Source organism: Oscillospiraceae bacterium (assembly GCA_009780275.1).
GTDB lineage: Bacteria > Bacillota > Clostridia > Oscillospirales > UBA929 > WRAI01.
The window spans coordinates 24,308-46,835 of record WRAI01000018.1 but is presented as its reverse complement, the minus strand read 5'-3'; the positions used below and the strand labels follow the sequence as shown (position 1 = coordinate 46,835).

Genomic DNA, 22,528 nt, shown 5'->3' with positions numbered 1-22,528 from the left:
CGGCAATTTTCTGTGAAATGTTATCAATATAATCGCTCGTGAGAGCAGACACAATTTCGCCAACGACTTTATTTTCTAAATACATCTTTCTCTCGGCTTTCTTGTTGCAATTACCCTTTCGGCGTTGTGTCACGCAACCGTAATATTGATAAAATTTCGATGTCTTTGAAGTACCACTAAACCCGGTAAGCGCGCATTTGCATTCACCACAAACAAGTTTCGTGGTGAGTAAATAATGGTCATGAATGGCCTTTGCTCGTGCAGGAGCTTTCTTGTTCTTCGCCATAAGGATTTGCGCTTGCTCAAACATGGTGTTGTCAATGATTTGCGGAATGCCACCCGGCACTTCAATGTCTGTGTAAATATAAATGCCGAGATATTTACGGTTCGTGATTATCCGCCGGATTGAATTTTTGTTATACGGATTACCCTTGCTCGTTTTAACGCCGTTTTCATTGAGATATCGAATAATATCTGCCATTGTTTTGCCTGCGAGATACATTTCAAAAATGCGCTTGACGATGGGTGCTTCATCTTTGTTAATAGCGAATTTTTTGTCAACGATTTTATATCCGAGTGGCACACCCGAACCGGTAAACTCACATTTTTGCGCGGTCAATTCCATACCGCGCTTGATTTTCTGCGACAACTCAACCGAATAATATTCTGCCATTCCCTCTAACACGGCTTCCATTAAAATACCGCTGGCATCATCCGAAATGTTTTCGCGAGCCGAGAGAACCCTAACACCGTTCTTTTTCAATCGTGCTTTGTAGGTTGCGCTGTCGTATCTGTTTCGGGCGAAACGGTCAAGCTGATAAACGAGAACTCCCGCAAATTGCCGCTTTGCCGAATCGGCAATCATACGCAAAAATTCGGGACGGTTATCACTCGTTCCGGAAATGGCGCGGTCTATATATTCATCAACGACTTTATAGCCGTTGCGCTCTGCGTATTCACGGCATACTTTAATTTGACCCTCAATAGATTGCTCTGTTTGACGGTCGCTCGAATATCGTGCATAAATTATAACTTTCATAGTCGGTCACCTTTCATATAAAAATTGTAGCGCGCTGTTGCGTGCTTTGTCAACGGTTTTTGGAAAATAAAATAACCAAGACTGTAACATTTTTGAAAATGACAATCTTGGCTATATTGTATGGGTTGGTAGTGGCAAGCAAGGCGCTCCGGGCCCAAAATTCCGAAAATCGGAATTTCAGCGCAAGCGCTCTAAGCCAACTTTGCTGTCTGCCGGTACGGCTACGCCGTTAAAATTTCGTGCTACACAGCTCGGCGATTGCTTTACGAAGTTCAGGGTAAAACGATTCCATTTCCTCTCGTATTTTATGAATATCCTCTGCATGAATATTTCCTGTTTGGTTGACTTTTCGGGCAATTTGATTGATGTTATTGCTTACATTTCCAAGCAAATGCAACAGCTTTTGCACCTGCCGAAACTCTACCCGGATGACATAACCGTCAATCAATATTTTACGCATATATGACTCGCGATTTATTGTTCCGAACGCCGCCATTTTCTTTGAAATCAACTCCTTTTCTTCCGCAGATACTCGCACTTTCAGACAGATTGGTCGCTTAGCCGATTTATTGTTTTGCATAACTTCCTCCATAGTTTTATTGTTGCCGTGTCGGTCGTGTCGCCGAGCAACAGTTTAATTTGCCGCCCTGTGTGGTTGCGGCTGTTTTCGTAGATTATGCCGTACTCATTTTGCAACCGAGCAGCGTTGACATTTAATCGCATAGACAGCGTGTTTGCTTTAATATCAACGCCGATTTTGTCCGCAAGCTCCGTTGGCGTTCCGCTCCATTGTGGCGTTTCAGCGGAGATAATTCCTGCCACGGCAGCAAGCACTGGGTCGGGTGGATCTTTCCACAATTCTGTTTCGGCATCTACAAACTCCCACAGCAATTTTTCGGGATTTCTGATGAGATTGATGCGCTGGTCTTGTTGGTCACGACCCGAAATGTCAAGCGTTGCCTCGTTGCTTGTCCGTTGTTGCTTTTGTAGCAGAAACGCTCCGTCGGCGGCTCCGAGCAAGCCGTTTGTACCGGAAATCATATCGAATTTATCACCACCGCGTGCCTTGCGAGTGTGATGCACGAGTATCAGACAAATGCCGTGTTGCCCGGCAAAGTCTTTCAGCTTGGATATGACTTCATAATCGCCGCCATAACTTGCGCCGTCATTGCTTAACTCACGGATTTTTTGAAGCGTGTCGATGATAATTAGCCTCGTGTCAGAGTGTTGTTTAATAAAATCATCTAACTGCTCGTACAATCCGTTGCCAACGCTTTTAGCCGCCACTGCGAAATGTAGATTATCCGCATTATCCGTGCCAAACATCTGAAACAGTCGCTTTTGCAATCGCCTGTGGTCGTCTTCAAGGGCAAGGTATAACACCTCCCCCTTTGAAACAGGATAATCCCATAACGGCACGCCCGTGCTGATGTGATAAGCGAGCTGTGCCATAAAGAACGACTTGCCGAGCTTTGGCGCGCCAACGAACAAGTAAGTGCCGGGGTAGAGCAATCCCTCGACTAACGGCGGATTGACGGTATAAACCGTGTCATACAACTCGTGCATTGATACGGTTTGTAGGTTGGTTTGGTTCATTGATAATTTCCTCTCATTGCGACACTATGCCGCTAATTTTTCCTGTTGTTGAGTTTGCTCCCATTCCTTAAAATCTTTTCGCACGGTTTCATCGGCAAAATATCGCTTGATTTCAGGTAAAAATAGCCTTGCTAAAATTTCGGTTTGCTTGTCGGTTATAACGATTTTGGGGTTGCCTTCTCTCAAATACTGCTCCTCCTTAAAAATTTCCGCAGCAAAAAAACGCCGGTCCCTTTCAAGGACGGCGTTGTGGACTTCTTTGCTGCTATGTAACGAAGGCTCTATTTTTATACGACACAGGCACATACTAAATGTTCCTGATTATGTAAAACAATTTCAGCTCCTACTATCAATGGAATCTGAGGAGCGAATTGGCAACTTTTCGGCAAATAAAATTTACTCTCTATTATATAGCCATAGCCGTGGGAAAGTGATTTTTGGGTGGTGTTGATGAAAAATATTTTGTCTTCTACTTATATGGACAAAAACTGGGCAAATTCGCCCCCTATACATAGGACAAAATTTGAAGAAAATCGGACGTGTTTTGAAAAAGAAATTTTGTTCTTTACTAATAGGAGAAAAACAGCACCTAAAACGGAACTCTTTGGCGAATAAATTTTTCCCTCTACTATATAACCGTGGCAGAGAGTGTTTTATAGGGTGTTGACGGAGAAAATTTTTACGCTACATATATATGGACAATAAACGGTCAAAATCGACCCCATTTTATAAACACATTTTCAAAAACTTTCGCCCTCTACTCTCAATGGAATCTGATAAGGCAACTACCAATGTTTGCGAAAAAACCTCCTACTATATAGCCGAGGAAAGTGTTGTTTTACTACCTGCGTAAGCAAAATATTTTCGCTTTCATATATATGGACAAAATAAGCCGAAAAATTAACCCACTCCAAGAATTAAATTTTGGCTCTCTATCTATATGGACAAAATCGGGGCAAAAGTAAACATCTCCCAAGCAAAAATTCATATTGCAAAATTCAGCGTTATGAGGTATAATTATTTCGTAGATTTGTGCAATCAGATTGCGAGGTATGAGCTTATGAAAACACAACAGCAAGCAAAGCCCTTTCTAAAATGGGCGGGTGGAAAATCGCAAATTTTGAGCGAGATACGAGCAAAGTATCCCGCCGATTTGGGTGTGTCGATAAAAAAATACGCCGAGCCGTTTGTCGGTGGCGGCGCTGTGTTGTTTGATGTGTTAAGCAATTACTCGCTGGATGCTGTTTATATAAGCGATATTAACCGCGAATTGCTTGCCACATACAATACCATTCGCGATAACGTAAACGAACTTGTATCGGCTCTCAAACAATTAGAGCAAGCCTACCATACGGCTGATACAGAACAGAAAAAGATTTTATATTATAACGCACGAAATAACTTTAATGACATTAAGAAAAGCGACGAACAATCATTAGAAATTGCAGCCCTGTTCATCTTTCTAAACCGCACTTGCTTTAACGGGCTATATCGCGTAAACTCCAAAGGTGGGTTCAATGTTCCACAGGGCAGTTACAAAAAGCCGAGTATATGTGATGAAAGCAATATAGTTGCTGTGTCGCAAGCATTGCAAAATGTTGAAATTGTCTGCGGAGACTATACTCTCGCCGAAAATTTTATTGACGATAAAACATTCGCTTACTTTGACCCGCCTTATCGTCCGTTGTCGACAACCGCCAGTTTCACTTCTTATGCACAAGATGGTTTTGATGATGATGACCAAATGCAGCTCGCCAACTTTATTGATAAAATGAGTGAGCGTGGAGCATATATCGTTGCAAGTAACTCTGACCCAAAAAACACAAATGAAGCTGACGAGTTTTTTGACAATATTTATGCTAAACATTCAATTTCAAGAATAGAAGCAAGCAGAGCAATCAATTCCGTAGCTGCCGGACGCGGCAAGGTTAGGGAATTGCTGATTGCAAGCGTTTAAAATAAGGGGTTTTCAATATGCGTGATTTCAAAAAATGGTTTTCGGAGTTCAAAAACAGCATCTCTACATACGGTTACTATGTGGACTTTGAAAAAGTGCGCCGCAATGTTAACGCCATTAAAATCGAATTAAATCTGCTTAGTTCGCTTATTGGCTCAAAAAATATTGAATCAGACTTTGAGGAGGTAGTTCGCCGCTACCCCGAAACGCTGAAATGTATTCCGTTACTGCTTGCTATCCGCCAGGCCGAAATTTGTGCGACTGACAGCGACGGCGAACGATGCTATAACTTCAATAAACCCAACTATTCCATAGACGATTACAAGATTTTTATGCGTAAAACAGGATTATTTGACTTGCTTGAAAATCATCTTGTCAGCAACCTCTTCGACTATGCCACAGGCGTTGAAACAGGGCTTGACTCCAACGGTCGCAAAAATCGTGGCGGTCACATTATGGAAGAACTTGTTGAATCATACCTTGTCAAAGCAGAGTTGGTTAAAGATGAAACATATTTCAGAGAAATGAAAATCGCCGACATTGAAAAGCGTTGGGGTGTTGATTTGTCGGCACTATCGAATCAAGGAAAAACAGTCAAACGGTTTGATTTTGTTGTCAAAAAGGGTTCTACAATCTACGGCATTGAAACAAACTTTTATGCCAGTAGCGGGTCTAAGCTCAATGAAACGGCGCGGAGTTACAAAAATATCGCTATCGAATCCAAAGGTATTGACGGCTTTGCCTTTGTTTGGGTGACGGACGGCGGTGGTTGGAACAGCGCACGAAACAATTTAGCTGAAACTTTCGGCGTGATGGAGAATATTTACAATATCAACGACTTAGAGAACGATGTATTGAAAGACCTATTCGCATGAAAATAAAGCATTGGGAGCCGCCCGATTTCGAGCTTGAAATGAACACGGTTTGGAGTTTTCCTCAGCGTGGCGACTGGGCAACGCATGATGCGAAATATCGTGGCAACTGGTCGCCGTATATTCCACGAAACCTTTTGATCCGTTATTCAAACGAGAGCGATTTAGTGCTTGATCAATTCGCAGGCGGCGGAACGACACTTGTCGAGGCTAAATTGCTTAACCGCAATATTATTGGCGTTGACATTAACCTTACTGCCTTGGAGCGTTGTCGTGAGAAAACGGCATTTGAATATGAAAACGCCGGGCAAGTCTATGTCAAACATGGCGATGCGAGAAAACTTGATTTTGTGCCGACTGACAGCATTGATTTTATTTGTACTCATCCTCCTTATGCCGATATTATCAAATATAGCGAGGATATTGACGGCGACTTGTCGCATTACAAAATAAAAGACTTTTTAGAGGAAATGAAGTTAGTTGCGGCTGAATGTTACCGTGTACTAAAAGACGATAAATTCTGCGCTATTTTGATGGGCGACACACGCAAGAAAGGCTGTGTTATCCCGATGAGCTTTGAGGTTATGAAGATTTTTGAGACTGCCGGATTCACTACGAAAGAGATTATTATCAAACAGCAACATAACTGCAAAGCGACCGGGTTTTGGAAAACGAACAGCGTGAAACACAATTTCTTGCTATTGGCACATGAATATTTGTTTGTGCTTAGGAAATAGATCTTGACTTTTTCGTGAAAATATGCTATTTTGTATCGTGGTCACACTTAGATGCGATCATCGGCTGATCGGCCCTGACTGATCGAGGTAGGGCTGTTCCAGATGTGCTATAATTGCTATATGCAATCTTGCTACTCTGGAACATTGGAGGCTACGACAATGATATTGATAAACATCACTATTGACAAAGCGTTCGATCGATCAACTGTATAGTTGGAGACAACGAATCGGTGCATATGTAATTTGCATCGGTAAGGGCGAGGAGACTGTATGGTAATCATAGCCCGATAATTGGATTGCCATACGGAGCGCACCTTTTTTAGGTTGCGCTCTTTGTCTTGATGGGGTATGTTAATGAGGGAATTAGACAAAAAGTTAATAGCTTCTTTTACACCCGAAAATGTGAAGGAGGAGTTTGAGAATCTAAAACGTAGCAAAACAGATAAAGTTAGTGGCGTAATAGCGCTTGCTCGTGGCTGCGACAAAATTGGACATGAAGATTTTCTAATCAATATTGACCATCATACTAATATAATCTGCGATAAAGGAGAAAGCGGCAAATACTGCTTTGCGCCATTTCGTGAGAAAGAAACGCCAAAACCTCCGTTTACCCGAAATCAACTTAAAGATGCTAAGATAGCAGGTAAAATCCGCACTATATCTATATCTACAATCCAAGACACAATTTTTCAAAAATTTCTTGCTAATGTTCTCTGCCCTCATGCAGAAAACGTTTTTGCGCAAAATATTGATTTACATAGTTATGGATATAGAGAAGGCAAATCTTCAAAAATGGCTGTCAAGAAAATCAGACGTTTGATAGATGAGGGTTATCTGTATGTGCTTGATGCTGACATCAGTAAATTCTTTGACGAAATTGATCATTCGCTCCTAACATCGAAAATGAGAACTTTTTTCGGCGAAGAAAATGAATTGATACAAAAGTTCTTATTTCGATTTATTCATGTTGATAGAATACCTGCCAATAGAGTTTCAGAATATAAATATCCACAGCGCGGCATAAAAAGAACGCAAGGAATACCGCAGGGCGGTGTTTTATCTGGGCTTCTTGCAAATGTGTTTTTGTATGACTTTGATCTTTATGTTACAACAGAGCTAATACCGAAATATCACTTTGAGTATTTTCGATATGCTGACGATTTTGTTTTGTTATTTAAGAACAATGATAAAATACAAGAAGTCTATCAACTTCTTGAAACGCGCTTGAAAGAAACTGAAAAACTCGTCTTGCACTCCATCGGCGAGAAAACAAAACTTTTAGATTTACAAAAAGACTCGCTCGACTTCTTGGGGTTTGCTATATCGCCAAAATCGCTACGAGTGAAAAATGACAATTTTCAAAAGTTTCGGCAGCGTATAATATCAACTTTAAAAGATATTGAAACTGATAACGCTGATGAATATTTTAGTCGTATAATTCATAATGTCAACCTAAAAATTGTAGGTTTGGAAGATATGATTGAACAAGAGAATGGGCTTTGCTTGGAGTGTAATCGACTTATCAAAAAGAGGAGTTGGATAGGTTATTTTATGATGGTTAATGATGTGCGCCAATTACGAAATATCGACACTATGATAAGAACTGAATTATACAATGACTACCACCGCAGAACGAAAAAGCATCTGCGTAAAAAGGATCTGCTTGTGCGAACAAGCAACGGATTAAAATCTGTTGTTAAGATATATTACAAATACAAAAAGCAATGTAGAAAATATGAAAAGTATGGATATTGTAATTGCGATTTATATTATGATGAAGATTCCGGCAAACTAAAAACTAAACCAAAAGATGAAGCTGTAATCACAAATAAATAATAATCAACTGAAAGTCCTGCCCGAGCCAATGTCCGGGCGTGTGCCATAAATACACGCCGAACCATTCCATTTCCTCGCAAATAAGTATCTGCTTGCACAGGGTCTTGACTTTTATATATCAAGTGTTACAATAATCACAAAGCCATTCGGCAAAATTCGCGCGCTTGTATTTGGGGCAATCTGTTCCACCAGTGAAGATGTTGTTAGGGGATTTAATAATCTTCATTAGCAACATCTTCTTTTTTGTTGTGGCAAGCAATGCGCATGCCACGACGCATTTTTTAATCCGCTATGCGTCTGCTACGTGCCGTAACGAGTGACAGAAATTTGTGACGTAGCTTTGCAGAAAATCCCCCTACGTTACACGAAAAATCCCCTTGCGTCGCCTATTGCTTGTGACGTAGCGTTATACAGTATCGTAACTCTCGAAAGGAGCAATCTATGTCAAACTACACGACCGGCGAAATGGCTAAACGGTGCAATGTTTCGGTGCGAACAGTGCAATTTTATGACCACAAAGGCGTTTTGCATCCGTCTTCTGAAACCGAGGGCGGCAGACGAATTTACAACGATGATGACTTAACCAAGCTGCGTCTTATCTGCACGCTTAAAACAATCGGGCTGTCGCTTGATTCAATCAAAGGCATCATGCAGAGCGAAATGTCCGGCAAAATTCTCTCAATTTTGCTTGACGAGCAAAAAAAACAGCTTTCGAATGAGATTGCAGAGCGGCAAAAGCAGCTTGCAATGCTCAACATTATCAAAGAAAGCATTGCAAACAAAGCCATAGTGCCGGCAAATACAATCCTTGACGTAGAACACATTATGGAAAAGAAAAATAAAAACCGCGATAGAGGGAAATTGGTACTCACCTACACGTTCGCAGCCGTTGCAGCATCTTTGGGACTTGCGTTTATTGTATGGTTGACAATATCGCAAATTTGGTGGGGGCTCGGCTTATATTTCGGCTGTGCTATCTTGGGGATAGTAGCATCGCTCTTAGCGCTCAAAAACATCGAATACATCTGCCCTAACTGCGATGCAGTGACTAAGCCACCATTGCGAAAAGCGTTTTTCACTACCGGCAACATGAAAGTCCGTTGGATGAAATGCCCCGAGTGTGGCGAGAAAAATTGGTGTGTTATGCGAAAACAAGAGCCGGTGAAAAAACTCGCAACATAAGCATTTTGCATCAGCTTAGAATCAAATCCTCTAATACCCCCCGCACCGGTGCTCTCTTACGGAGTTATTCGCGCTACGGTCATGCTTAAGGGTTTTGTCTCATACTCTAATAGAGATTGTGAGGTGAAACCATGCATTTCACGCGCCGTCATATAGTAACAATTTTAATTTTATCGTGCTTGGCTATATTGCTAATATCACCAAATGAGTCGACAGCCTCTGCACGTGATGCGCTTCTTTTGTGTTTTAACATCATCATCCCATCACTCTTTCCATTCTTCGTGCTGTCAAACATAATGATTGACACAGGCACGGCGCAGTCATTGAGCCGCTTGCTGCAACCTGTTATGACGCCGCTGTTCAATCTCAACGGCGCGTGCGGTACGGCATTGGCCATGGGACTGATTGGCGGTTATCCCGTTGGCGCGCGGACGGCGGTGTCGCTGTACGAGAAAAGGCTATGTACAAAAGCAGAAGCCCAACGCATGCTGGCCTTTTGCAACAATGCCGGTCCGGCGTTTATATTCGGATTTGTCGGAATGGGTGTTTTCGCCAGTTCACGTATTGGACTCTTGCTGTACCTAACCCATATCGCGGCCTCAATAACGGTGGGGGTGGTCTTTCGGCAGTATGGCCGTAGAGGCGAACAATGTACGCCCATGCAAATCACCGACAGAACGGGCAAACATTGCTCACCTTTGCAAAATTTCCCAAATGCCTTTATCAACGCTGTGACGCAAGCCATGCAGTCAGTGTTAAATATTTGCGCGTTTGTAATCTTCTTCACTGTTTTTGTTAGGATGCTGTTTGTTTTTGGCATCTTACCATTTGTTGCAAATGTTTTATCTTTGTTTGGCATGCAGACTACTATAGGCTACAGTTTGTTTGCCGGGTTAGTTGAAATCACGGGCGGACTGCGTAATTTACAAGGCGACGCGATGTCCAGCGTCACGTTAGCAGCATTTCTGCTGGGTTGGGCCGGATTGAGCGTTCACACACAAGTGTTGAGCTTCTTGTCACACAGCAATCTCGGTATTTGGACATATATTGCCGGCAAGGCGCTGCACGCCGTTATCAGCGCAGCATATATGTTCATTGCTTTACGCATCGCAAGTCACGACACAACAACAATGTCTATTGTATCGCAGCAAGTTCAAATATTGGCAAACCTGTATTTTTATCAAGCGTTTATTGTTAGTATGCAAATCGCTTCTATTACTCTGCTGGCATTGATGCTATTGCGCCTAGCGTTTCGCCGATCGGAGCGCGGATGATTAAGTCAGCATGTCCATCATATGGCGTTTCTGATTTGTTGATGAGTACCAACCTATTGCCGCAATAATGCGTGAGCAGCCCCGCTGCCGGGTATACATTGAGTGATGTGCCCCCTACGATAAGCGTGTCGGCTTGCTTAATGTGGTGCGTTGCTTTGTAGAGTAACTCCTCATCCAATCCTTCTTCGTACAAAACGATATCAGGGCGCACCATGCCGCCGCATTGACAATATGGAATATCATCAGTTTTCCAAATGACTTCGCCCGGATATTCCACTTTGCAATCGATGCAATAATTTCGCGCCGATGTGCCATGCAATTCCAGCACATTTTGGCTACCTGCTGCGCTGTGTAACCCGTCAATATTTTGCGTGATAACGGCTTTGAGTTTACCAATATCTTCAAGCCGTGCAAGCACTATATGTGCTTTGTTAGGTTTGACGCAGACATGCACCAGTTTATCGCGGTAAAAGCGATAAAATTCTCGCGGATTTTCTTGAAAAAAACTGTATGACAGCATGACTTCAGGCGGATAAGTGTATTTTTGACGATACAGCCCATCTTGACTGCGAAAATCAGGGATGCCACTCTCTGTCGATACCCCTGCCCCACCGAAGAAGACGATGTTTTGTGAAGATTGCACAATCTCTTGCAACTTATTTATAGTTTCCATGACACGATTATAGCACAAAAAGACACCCGGGGCAATGCCCCGGGCGTTCTTCTTTTAGCATTTAGAATTAATCAAAGGATTATGCGCTGAGGCAATCATCACAAATGGTGACAAAGCTCAAATCGTAGACGCGAATCGGGCCAGCTCCTTGAATACTAAAGCTTAGCGGGAAGCCGTCATCTTGCCAACTTGCCGGTGCATATCCGCCGGCAAAAATGCGGTCATACAGCAGTTCTTCCAGCGTAAAAATACCCGTCACACGTGCGCCTGCAGCAATCGGTGAGATTGCATTGTTAATCCATGATTGCGTCGCGTTACCTGCCCAGTTGAGATGAGCATTGCCTGCACCCAAATTATGGATGTCAACAACAACGGCAACATTACCCCATTCCGAACGCGGAATTAGTGTACCGTCCCACAGCCATGAACTTGGCCAGCTGCCGGCAGGGGCCTGAAGTACTAAAATATCGCCGTCAAATGAAATTGTATGCGATGATCCGGCAGGCGCTTCGTTGCTTGTCCATGCTGTAGTCAGTGCAGCCGTGGCGTCAAGAAGAACATCGCCACACTCAGTGCAATCGTCGTCACCGAGGTCAAACAAACCTTCGCGAGCCAAGATGCTCAGCTCATTGATGGTAACAGAACCGTCAGCAATAACGCGGAAACCGTTAATTCTCAGATAACCGCCTTGCTCAGCGAAAATGGTACGCCAAGCAGCGGATGGCATATTCGCATTGGTGACGGGCACGCCTAAGAGAATATGATACAGGCTGTGGGTCAATGTGTATGTGCCGTCAGGCATCATGTTGAAGTTTCCGCTACCGTCCAAGTATGCCGTGTTGACGTGCGCACGATTGATGTCAGGTGCGCCCGGGCTGCTCTCACCGTCTGGAATAAACCAACCGGCTGTATTCGCAGCATTGCCGACAAGACCAAAACCAAATCCGTTTGTCGTACCTGTTGTTTCAACGTCAAAGCGGAAGAACACGTCGTTCCAGTCATCGGTATGAATGTAAATCGGCTCGGGGAACAGTACATACTGCCAGCCCCATGTACCGGTGTAGGTAACAGTATCGTCCGCGTTGACAACGACATTTGCAGGCACCGACCAAGCCGATGCAGGTAAATTAGCAACGTTGACAATCTCTTCCAAAACAGGAGGTGCTGCGCTGAAATAGAGGCTGTCGATAACAACAGTCGCGCCGGCAACACTTACCCAAGTACCGAGACTGAAAGCACCGCCGGCCGGGTTGATGATTGCAGCTTCTAAATCTACGGCAGGATCCATATTGGCCAGCACATCAGCAAAGTTAACCATTATCGTATGTGTGCCAATGTCCCACAAGCCTGTACCCATACCAAGGTGCTCGGTTCTGAGTCCGCGTGCGCCGGCACCGGCAGCTACGCCTTCAAAACCAATGATGAAATCTACGCGTGAAGCTGCTCCGCTAACCGTAATCTCAGCCACAAGGTAAGCATTCGTCGTCAGGTCGAAGGGAATTGCAACAGCCCCGGGAATCGCGCCTGCACCGGCTACGGCAGTGGCGTTCTCTACTACGAGGTGCATATTCTCCGTGTTAGGCGTTGTGACGTTGACAACAATAGTGTCGGACACTGCGCCGGCCGCCAAGGTAATGGTTGCTGTGCCGTTGCCGACAGCGGTAATCACACCAGCGTCGCTAATAGTTGCCACAGCGGCGTTGGAAGTTGACCAAGCCGCATCATCTGTCGTATCAGCCGGCAAAACTGTTTCTGTCAGCTGACGACGCTGACCAACCGCCAAATTGACGGTGTCACCTGCGAATGCAGTGGGAATGCGGCTAAGAGTAGGATTAGCGTTGTCCTGAAGGAACAATGCTTGACCAATTTCCGCACTGGTCGCGGGGATGCCCGGTGTGGTTTTTCCGGGGTAATCGGTAATGCGCATTTCACGAATAATAACTGAACCGGTTACCGGGTGTACTGTCATGCCAAACAGTTCAAATACGTCTGTGCCGGGACCAAAACCATGCGCGACATTATCACCGTATGAGAATGTAACTGCGGCAAGGAGGTCAGCCAAACTAACATAGCCTTGGAATACACCGGCGGCCATGTCAATGCTTATCATTGTGCCATTGCTGTTGTCAGCAAACACTTGTGCAAGACTGGCATTTGTCCAGCGCCATTGGTGGTGGATGCTCATACCGGCACGCTCTTCAACCGTAAAGTCAAAGTGCAGATAGTAATCAGCAAAATCAGCTCTGTCAAAGCTTGTGATTGCAGGGAATTGCATGACCAATGCACCTGCGGGTACAATAGTAGCAACACCGTCAACAACCGTCAATCTTGCAGGATCGCCGCCGCCAAGGATTGTTGAATTTTCCATCATCGGAATGATGTCGTAGACAACCGGTTCAATCGGTGGCTCACAAGTGCACGGATCAGCGTGAATGACGACACGGAAATCATAGACGCGCAACGAAGAGCCTGTTTGAAGCGCAAAGCTCAAAGGCAAGCCATTGTCAAGCCAGTCTACTGGCGGCGCGCCTGCGCCTGCGCCTTCAAGTGCAGCATCAAAGCCATACTTATTGACACCGGCTCTGTCTACCAACAATTCTTCCAGTGTCATCGAGCCGGTTGCGCGAGTTCCAGCAGCGATAGGCGAAATCATGCGGTTGCTCCAAGAGTTGGTGTCATTTCCTGCCCACCAAGCGTGCCCGTTGCCTGTGCCATCATTGTAAATGTCATAGTATACAGTGACATTTTCCCAATCAGCACGCGGGATGCGGTCGCCTAACCAAATGTAGGTATTGCCCCAACCACCAGCTGCCGTTATAACCAGCACATCGCCATCAAAGGACGGAGCAGGTGTAAAGCCGTTGCCGGGGTTTCCGCCCCAATTAGCGAGCGGGAAGCTCAGGAAATCAATAACTTCGCATTCTTCAGGCTCGTCTTCCACTTCATGCAACTCAATGTCGTCGTAAGCCGCAACTAAGCGAAGTTCGTCAATTGTGACAACCCAGCCGTTGCCGACGACTTGGACAAGAAGTTGGCCAAGTACGAGGTCATCTGTGGCTGCCGAAAAAATGTCGCCCAATACAACGCTGCCTGTGTGCGCACCCGGTTGCAGGCCGCCAACAAGTGTCGTAAAGCCGCTGGCGCCGCTGCCCAAGTTGCTTTGTAAGATGAGGTTGACGTAGTCGCCTGCGCCGCCTGCAATGGTGAGGTCAAACTCAATAGCAATATCGTCGAAGTCAGCGTTGAGAAGGCGAGGATACGACAAATCGCCCAAATCCAAGATGCCGCTTGGCCAGCCGCCGCCTACGTTGGTGAGAACGACAGAGCCGGAAGATACGTTAACCGTACCGCCGCCGGCCGTGCCGCCTGTCCAATCAGTATAGTCGAAATCGGCCATGAAATCAAGCAAATTATAGGGGAAATCGGACCCAGGTCCAGGTCCTGGAGGCTCCAGGCTGGGATCGTCAGTCGCAACGCGGAATTCGTTGATGACAACGGGCGTGTCGGAAATAAATGTGAAACCAATGACACGGAAGTACCCGTCGAAAGCGCGCATAGCTGCGACATCACTTGCGCCCGGCATGTTTGGATCGCCCATATCGAGCAACCAATTGATGCTGTTGCAACCAAACGTACGGCCGGCGCCCAATGGTGCACTGTTGCCGTGTGCGCGGAAGAAGTTGCGTGTTATCCACTCATTTTCGCCGATTTGCAGTTCAACACGCAGACCCAGCATTGCACGGTTATCGCCTGCGGCGGCCTCGGCAACATCAAGGTCAAAGTGAACAAACGCGTCATCGAGTCGATCGACCGGAATTTCCACCGGCGTGTCGAGATAAAGCTGTGTCCACGGTGCCCATGCTTGAGCAGGTGTCCAAGTATAGCTGCCATCGGCATTTTCAACAAATGTCGCGGGCAAGTTTAGATCTGTAAAATTTACAATCGTGTATGGATGTTCATCACATGGCGTGGGATCTGGTTCACCTTTTGCACCAAGATAGAACTCATTGATTGTCACGCTAGAGTCAATGTTGACAAACAATCTCAGTCCGTAAAGGCTGAATACGCCGCCAAAGTCATCGACCGATGGGTCGCCCGTCCAGCCTGTGCCCGCCTCATTGCGGACGAAAAGTGTGGCCGAAGCAAGCAAGTCAGCAACACTGATTGGCGATGCCGGCAATTGCTCAAATCTGAGGACAATGTAATTACCTGTGCTGTCGCCCGGCGTCGCAGGATCGGCAAAGTTGCCTACGCCGTTAGCAATGATGTCAAAGACTTCAAAACCGTTGCCGGTTGTTGTGATGTCAAAGTTGAGGTAAATGTCGTTCCAGTCAGCTTCGGGAAGATCATAAATATCTTCTGCGCCCAACCAAAAGCGAGTCGCGTAACCGCCGGCACGTGCTAAGACATGCGGCTCACCGCTGCCGCCGGTAATTGTTACGGTGCCGTCAGCGCACCAGTCATCAGCGTCATAGTCTGCGATATCAAACAATTCGCCGGTAGATGGCTCATCATCCGGCCAAGCTGTACGCATCATACGAACCATGCCAGTAATCAGCTGTTGTGTTTGGAAGCCGAACCAAGCATTAAAGATGTATCCATAGGTCGGGATATTTTCTAGACTGCTCGTATTTCCCATGATATTCCAGTAATACATAAAGGAAACAGATTCGAGTGCCCAGCTTGGGATGTTGCGTGCAGCTACCGAAGTCGGCGGCCAGTCGTCAAAGACATCTTCCAGTGTCGGATAGCCTTCAACATCAACGCCCAAAGCTTCCATCATACGAGTCAAGCCAACAGCAGCCTCGGCACGAGTCAGCGCGAAGTCGGGGCCAAACAGGCCTTCTACTTCATTAAATGTGCCGCCGCGAATAACGCCCATGGTCGCCATGGCCATAATTTGATCATAGCGTGGGTGTGTGCTCGGCACATCAGGGAAGCTAGTGTCAAAAGGCTCATTGCCCGGAACAGCCAACCATGCGTCTACAACGTCGTCAAGATTGCTGTTTGCGGGAAGACGTCCCGTGCGAATTGAGAAAGCGACCATAAAGTCTGCTAACAATTCAGCAATGTACCAACGCGGCGCGTCGGGACGGAAACCAACGCCCGAGGGCAATTCGTCGCCCACAATGCCCATTTCAAGCGCGTCGCGCATGTATGGAAGTGCCCAGCTATTCGGCGTGTCAACGTCCGAGGTCGGGAGCGGGCGCGCATCGCCGACTGACAAGCGGTTGACGGTTACTGTACCACCGCCAACGATTTGAATCCAAAGACCATACATCGGGTCAGCGGCCGCGGCCGGTATTGTAATCGAACCGACCTGATTTCCGTCTGTCAATGCTTCGAGAGTCAGTTCAAAGATGTAGTCTCCCTCTGAATCGACGGCATGAATGCGTACATATTCACCAACAGCAATGTCAAAGTCAAAAAACAGTTCTCTGTCATTCCCTGCCACTTCTACCGGTGCAGGGAACAACATGGTCGCGCTCGGCCAACCTATAGCCGAGGTCATAACAAGCGGAGCACCTGCACCGCCGGTTGTGGTTACTGTGCCACCGCCAGCAGGATTTGTTCCCCATGCGCTGGCGGGAAGGGTCAATACGTCGAACGGACTGGTTACCGGTTCAACAGGCTGACCGCCGTTAGGGCCGATGATGTTCAGCGTTCTGACTTCTGCAGTAGCACCGTTGCTGAGTTGTACCAGGAATCCAAGCAACGTTACATCGCTGTGCGCAGAGAAGTAGAAATTGGTGTCATCGTCACCGGGGCGATCAAAGGCGATAATGTCATTAACTACGCCTCTGAATTCGTGATTGCTTCTGTCAACACCACCGCCGATGGCCGGGAGCAAGACCGGTGTGATTTCTTGCATGCCACCGCCCAGCATGTTGAAATTGTTCCATCTGCCGGTTTCTTCAGTTACCAGCCAAAGAACAACGTAAGCGGCAGGACCACCTGTGACCGTCATATCAATTTCAAGTGACATTTCGGCAAAGTCAGCCAGTGTGATGGGATTGGCCCGGAAATCGGCCACAGCACTGCCGTTTGGTGGTGCTGCCACATGCAATGTGCTGCCGTTTCCACCAGACACATTTGGCACACCAGCCAGATTGGGCACCCAAGGCCCGGCAAGCAGGTCGACCACCGTTGTGGTCTCCGTTGCTTCGTTGACTGCAACGGGGGCTGCCGCCACGCTAACCATGCTGCCAAGCATAGCCAGACACAGGACAACCGCTAGAATGCGTTTCGCGTTCATAAGAGACCTCCAATTTTTTTTTCGCCATGCAAATTTATGTACAGTTTATTTGCACAGCGTTCATGCCACATATTATAGCAGCCTATCCTCAAAATTTCAAGTCTTTTTTTCATATTTTTTCGCAATTGAATTTCTTCATTAAAAGTGTTTTTAACGTATTACTGGCACCTTATTATAGTTATACGCACTGCATTCTCATTTTTTAATTCTTTGTTCAAACTTTTCAAGATAAATGCGATGGGCTGTTTTTTACAAAATTTTCATAAAATGCTTGACGATTTGATAGCATTGAGTGTAAAATTGGTTGGATACTTCCTTGCGCACGGCGCAGCACACGGGTTAACGGGCGGGAATTTTATGCAAAAAGACAAAAAACGCATCATCATTATGACCGTCGTGTTGGTTTTCACGGTAGGCATTCTTTGGTTTGTCTTAGCAACAGATGTGACCGACACCTCACCACTGACATTGCAATTTTCAATTGAGAGCGGCCTATATACCGAACCGTTTTATTTGCGCATTGACACCAGCCGTCATGTACGAAATGCTCACATATATTATACGCTGGATGGCAGTGAGCCGCGCCCCGGCTTTCCCGGCACTTATCGACATGACGCGCCGCGCCGAATAGATGACCGTACGTACATGGCCAACGTTTTGTCGGCTATTCCGGCCAATCAAATCGGCTGTTTTGCAGTGTATCGTGACGATTACTTCACCCCGCCGCATGAGCCGGTCATCAAAGCAACCATCATCCGTGCGCAGGCATTCCGCAACGGCGAAGCCATCAGCGACCTGATCACGCAAAGCTATTTTGTGCGCCACGACATTTTCTCGCGCTATGACAACTTACCAATCGTATCATTGGTCACAAACCCCGACAATTTTTTTGATGACGGCATCGGCATTTACGTTCGCGGCCATCGCGGTTTGGGCGGCTATGACTACGGCGCGCCGTTGCCCAACTGGGAAATGCGCGGCGAGGAGTGGGAGCGCCCCGTCCACGTTGAGATATTTGAACATAACAACGAGTCTTTTGAACGCGCCGTCAGCCAAAATATGGGTGTGCGCATACACGGCGGGGGCACGCGTCGATTGGCGCAAAAGACCTTCCGCCTATATGCACGCCACAGCTACGACGAAGACAACCCAACACTGATACATGATATCTTTCAAGGTGCCGCCATCGACCGCTTCGGCGAGCCGATACACCATTTTGACCGCCTGCTGATACGAAACTTCGGCAATGAGGGCACAGGCACTATGATTCGCGATGCCGGCTTGCAATATTTGGCGCGTTATCTCAATGTGGTCTACCAAGCGGCTCGTCCAACAGTCGTTTTCCTTAACGGCGAATTTTGGGGGCTGTACGACTTCCGTGAACGCATCTGTGAACGGCACATTGCTGCTCATTACGGCGTACGTTCACGATACGTTGCCATTATGGAGCAGTCTGGCGGTGCCGGCTTAAATTTGATGGCCGGCAACGAAAGCGATTGGCGCGCTTGGAATGATTTACAAACATTTTTCAGCGACAACGACCTCTCTGTCGCCGAAAACTACGCTTACGCCAAACAGCACATTGACATCGACAGCTTTATTGACGCGTATATCGCTAACATCTTCTTCGGCAACATAGACTGGCCGGGCAACAATGTTCGTATGTGGCGCTATAACGGAAATGTTGACCCCACGCAACCCGGACGCGACGGCCGTTGGCGCTGGGTGCTGTTTGACCTCGACAGTACGGCTAACTTCGGCTTCGGCTTAAACCACGACGAGGATGCACTATATCGCGTCATGTATTGGCCGGGTGAGCGCTCCCCTATGCCCAATGACGGCATGGCACAAGGCAGTCATACGCTTATGTTCCGCCGCTTTATCCGCAACACAGAGTTCCGCGCGCAATTCCTCAACCGCTTCTGTGACCTAATGAACACCTATTTCGCTGAACCTGCATTCTCTGAAATGGTCGACAAATTTTCGGCACGCATCCGCCCTGTCGTCCCCGAGCAAATCGAACGTTGGGGACGCATTCGCAGCATAGACGCATGGGAGCGTGAACTCAACAATTTCCGCAACTTCGGGCGGCACCGCCAAAGCTATATGCTCGATTTCTTACAGGCCAACTTGCGCTTGCAAAACCGCGCCATTGTCGATGTCGAGCTGGCAGTTAACAAAGGACGCACTTACATCAACGACATTGCACTCGATCCGGCCATCACGCCGGGCGTAGTTGATTTCTTTCATTGGCAAGGCACTTATTTCACCGGTACGACGCAGACATTTTACGCTTCACCGCATAGCAATTATAGCTTCTCACACTTTATTATCGAAGAGCGTGGGCGAACGCGCGAATCGACTGAGAATCCATTACAGATCAACTTATCAGACAATGTAACCGTTACGGCAATATTTGAATAGCTTGCATTGTCGAGCAATAGCGAGTATAATAAAAATTATGAAAAAAATAATTTCTTTTGTCACAAGCCCGCGCGGGCGCGAAATCATACGTTATCTTTTCATTGGCGGCACAACAACGCTGGTCAACTTCATTGTCACACACATTGGCGTGACAATATTTTCTACGTCTTTTGCGTTAGCAAGCGCATTTGGCGTAGTGGTTTCGGTCATCTACGCATATCTGACCAATAAGCTCTTTGTTTTTCGCAGCCGTGTCAACAGCATCGGCGAGTTATGGCACGAGGCCGTGCGTTTCTTCGGTTCACGAGCGGCAACCATGGCTTTAGAAATGGGTGGCGTGCCGCTTTTGATGGCCCTTTCGGTGGATGAATGGCCGGCAAAAATCACACTCAATATCATTGTCGTCATTGCCAATTACATTTTTGCCAAACTCATTGTCTTCAAAGGCAGGAAGGACGTACCGTCATGACGGTCATGCACCTCATCAGCGGCGGCGACCATGGTGGCGCCAAGACGCATGTTTTGTCCTTGCTGCGCGGGTTGAGACAATCTATCAGTGCGTCTTTGGTCTGCTTCCAGGACGGGCAATTTGCTCAAGACGCACAAGCACAGGGCATTGATGTCTATATCATTGAAGCGCGCTCACCGCGCAAATCGCTTAAAACCTTAAAGTCGCTGATTCGACAGTTGCAGCCCGATATTTTACACTGCCACGGTTCGCGAGCTAATTCTATCGCTTTGCTACTCAAATGGTCAGGATTGAAACTGCCGATTGTCTCCACCGTTCACAGCGACTATAAACTTGACTACCTCGGTCGACCTTTCCACAACATCATTTATGGTATGACAAACCGCTTCGCTTTGCGGCGGCTTGATTACCGCATCGGTGTGTCCGCCACCATGACACGCCGCCTAGTTGCACGCGGATACAGCCCGTATAATCTTTTCACTATTTACAACGGCATCGACTTCCATAACTTTATGCCCATTGAAAACAAGAAAGCTGCCTACGCCGAGTTGGGCGTTGACTATCAAGAGGGCGATATTATTGCCGGCTTTGGTGGACGTTTAGACCCGGTTAAAGACCTTCCAACCATGTTAAAGGCGTTTGCGTTGGTGAAAGACAACTGTCCTCGCCTGAAGCTGGTCATTGCCGGCGACGGTCACGAAGAAGCAACTCTCAGAAGCCTGGCCGCCACGTTAGACATTGCCGACCGTGTTTATTTTATTGGCTGGATACCCGATATACACAAGCTCTTTCAACTGCTAGATATCAACTTGCTGACGTCATTGAGCGAAACCTTTACCTACGTCCTGCTTGAAGGCGCGCAACACAGACTGCCTACCGTCAGTTCGGCCGTTGGCGGTATTCCTGATTTAATCGCCCATGAACGCAACGGCTTACTGTTTGAGCCGCAAGATGCCACTGCATTGGCGGTACACTTACAGCGCTTGGCAAATGACGAGGTCTTACGAGAACGGCTGGGCGACGCGTTACATGAAACGGTGCGCGAAAAATTCACCAACGACAACACGGTGGCTACACAACTTGATATTTACCATACCATCTTGCGCCGCGCTCAACTCCCCAAAAAGAAACGGCACGGCGTCATGCTATGCGGCGCATACGGACATGACAATGTGGGCGACGAGGCCATTTTGCAAGCAGCACTGGCCGATATTCGTGCTATCGACCCCGACCTGCGTGTGACCGTCTTGTCACGCAATCCGCGCTCAACGCGCAAGCACTTCCTTGTCGATTCAGTGTATATTTTTAACTTACCTAAATTGCGTTGGAAATTACGTCATAGTCGCTTGTTCATCAACGGCGGCGGCAACTTACTGCAAGACTTGACCAGTAGACGATCACTTTGGTTTTATCTCTTCACCATCAACATGGCGCGCCGCGCTAAGAACGATGTGCTGATGTATGGTTGCGGCATCGGCCCTATCTACAGTCCCCTCAATCGTCGCCTAACCACGCGTACACTTAACAAAAGCGTCAAAGCCATCACGTTGCGAGAGTCGCGCAGTGTAGAAGAGTTGCGGCTTTACGGCGTGTGTACGCCGACAGTTACTCTGTCATCCGATTTGGCCTTTTCATTGCCAACAGCCGACGCCGATGCAGTCGACGCTTATTTCCACCAAGCCGGCATTGCGCTGGATGGTAACTATTTTTGCTTCTGTCTGCGGCAGTGGCCGCAATTCCGCGAAAAGGCGGAGCTTTTCGGGAAATTGAGCGACTACATTACTGAGCAATATGAACTCACGCCTGTCTTCTTGCCATTCAGCGCCAAACGCGACCACGATGCCGCCAAAGCCGTTATGCTGCACACTAGGCACGAGTACACTATCCTGCCGCCTATTGCCGACCCATCGCTGTGCATCGGTGTGCTGGCGCGTATGCAAGGCGCATTGGCCATGCGGCTGCATGCCCTGATTTTCGCCACGAGTCAATCTATCCCCGTCATGGCCATCGACTACGACAGCAAACTCAACGCCTTTATGGAATATATTGAAAACCCGCTGACGACTGATTTGCATTACGTCACAGAGAACGATTTGACTGTCATGGTTGACCGTATGCTCAGCCATGAAAAAAGCGCGTTAACAGGCGACACTATGCGCACACTTGCCATGCGAAATCGCGAAACATTAAAGCAGCTATTATCATAGGAGGCT

At 46.9% G+C, this 22,528-nt stretch carries 14 protein-coding genes and 1 pseudogene; 9 read left to right on the top strand and 6 right to left on the bottom strand.

From position 1 onward, the window contains the following. Positions 1-112: 112 nt before the first annotated feature. From FWE06_06565 to FWE06_06550, 4 genes and pseudogenes are all read right to left on the bottom strand, one after another. Positions 113-1,039: pseudogene (locus FWE06_06565) on the bottom strand (recombinase family protein). Between the two features lie 229 nt (positions 1,040-1,268). Then, positions 1,269-1,619, bottom strand: coding sequence for a plasmid mobilization relaxosome protein MobC (mobC, locus tag FWE06_06560; GenBank protein ID MCL2546841.1), 351 nt, complete (start codon positions 1,617-1,619; stop codon positions 1,269-1,271). Then, positions 1,580-2,635, bottom strand: a complete 1,056-nt coding sequence (locus tag FWE06_06555; protein ID MCL2546840.1) for a helicase RepA family protein — start codon at positions 2,633-2,635, stop codon at positions 1,580-1,582. Before FWE06_06555 ends, mobC begins: the two co-directional genes overlap by 40 nt. Before the next feature lie 24 nt (positions 2,636-2,659). Then, positions 2,660-2,821: a hypothetical protein gene (locus FWE06_06550; protein ID MCL2546839.1), complete on the bottom strand. Its 162-nt coding sequence runs from the start codon at positions 2,819-2,821 to the stop codon at positions 2,660-2,662. A gap of 874 nt (positions 2,822-3,695) precedes the next feature. Between FWE06_06550 and FWE06_06545 the strand changes: the two genes are divergently transcribed. The 6 genes from FWE06_06545 (at position 3,696) to FWE06_06520 (ending at position 10,493) form a co-directional block, all read left to right on the top strand. Beyond that, complete coding sequence (locus tag FWE06_06545; protein ID MCL2546838.1) at positions 3,696-4,592, top strand: DNA adenine methylase; 897 nt, start codon at positions 3,696-3,698, stop codon at positions 4,590-4,592. Positions 4,593-4,609: 17 nt separating this feature from the next. After that, a complete protein-coding gene (locus tag FWE06_06540) occupies positions 4,610-5,467 on the top strand; it encodes a type II restriction endonuclease (GenBank protein MCL2546837.1) in 858 nt (285 codons plus the stop codon). Further along, entirely contained in the window at positions 5,464-6,201 is a 738-nt protein-coding gene (locus FWE06_06535) for a methyltransferase domain-containing protein (GenBank protein MCL2546836.1), read from the top strand. The genes FWE06_06540 and FWE06_06535 overlap by 4 nt, the downstream gene beginning before the upstream one ends. Positions 6,202-6,555: 354 nt before the next feature. Beyond that, on the top strand, positions 6,556-8,037 hold the full coding sequence (locus FWE06_06530; GenBank protein MCL2546835.1) for a reverse transcriptase domain-containing protein: 1,482 nt from the start codon (positions 6,556-6,558) through the stop codon (positions 8,035-8,037). Positions 8,038-8,478: 441 nt separating this feature from the next. Beyond that, positions 8,479-9,219, top strand: a complete 741-nt coding sequence (locus FWE06_06525) for a MerR family transcriptional regulator (GenBank protein MCL2546834.1) — start codon at positions 8,479-8,481, stop codon at positions 9,217-9,219. Positions 9,220-9,350: 131 nt separating this feature from the next. Further along, positions 9,351-10,493: a sporulation protein gene (locus FWE06_06520; protein ID MCL2546833.1), complete on the top strand. Its 1,143-nt coding sequence runs from the start codon at positions 9,351-9,353 to the stop codon at positions 10,491-10,493. Here the strand turns inward: FWE06_06520 and FWE06_06515 are convergent. Both FWE06_06515 and FWE06_06510 read right to left on the bottom strand, forming a co-directional pair. After that, entirely contained in the window at positions 10,435-11,166 is a 732-nt protein-coding gene (locus FWE06_06515) for an NAD-dependent protein deacylase (protein ID MCL2546832.1), read from the bottom strand. The genes FWE06_06520 and FWE06_06515 overlap by 59 nt on opposite strands. A gap of 79 nt (positions 11,167-11,245) precedes the next feature. Continuing rightward, positions 11,246-17,422 carry an S-layer homology domain-containing protein gene (locus tag FWE06_06510; protein MCL2546831.1) on the bottom strand — a complete coding sequence of 2,059 codons (6,177 nt, stop codon included), beginning with the start codon at positions 17,420-17,422 and terminating at the stop codon, positions 11,246-11,248. 357 nt (positions 17,423-17,779) lie between these two features. Here FWE06_06510 and FWE06_06505 point away from each other — a divergent pair, with 357 nt between their 5' ends. The 3 genes from FWE06_06505 to csaB are packed head-to-tail and all read left to right on the top strand — an operon-like array spanning position 17,780 to position 22,522. Continuing rightward, positions 17,780-19,846, top strand: a complete 2,067-nt coding sequence (locus FWE06_06505; protein ID MCL2546830.1) for a CotH kinase family protein — start codon at positions 17,780-17,782, stop codon at positions 19,844-19,846. A gap of 37 nt (positions 19,847-19,883) precedes the next feature. Next, positions 19,884-20,315, top strand: coding sequence for a GtrA family protein (locus FWE06_06500; GenBank protein MCL2546829.1), 432 nt, complete (start codon positions 19,884-19,886; stop codon positions 20,313-20,315). After that, positions 20,312-22,522 (top strand): polysaccharide pyruvyl transferase CsaB, encoded by a 2,211-nt coding sequence (gene csaB, locus FWE06_06495; protein ID MCL2546828.1) that lies wholly within the window; start codon positions 20,312-20,314, stop codon positions 22,520-22,522. The genes FWE06_06500 and csaB overlap by 4 nt, the downstream gene beginning before the upstream one ends. The last annotated feature ends 6 nt before the right edge of the window (positions 22,523-22,528 follow it).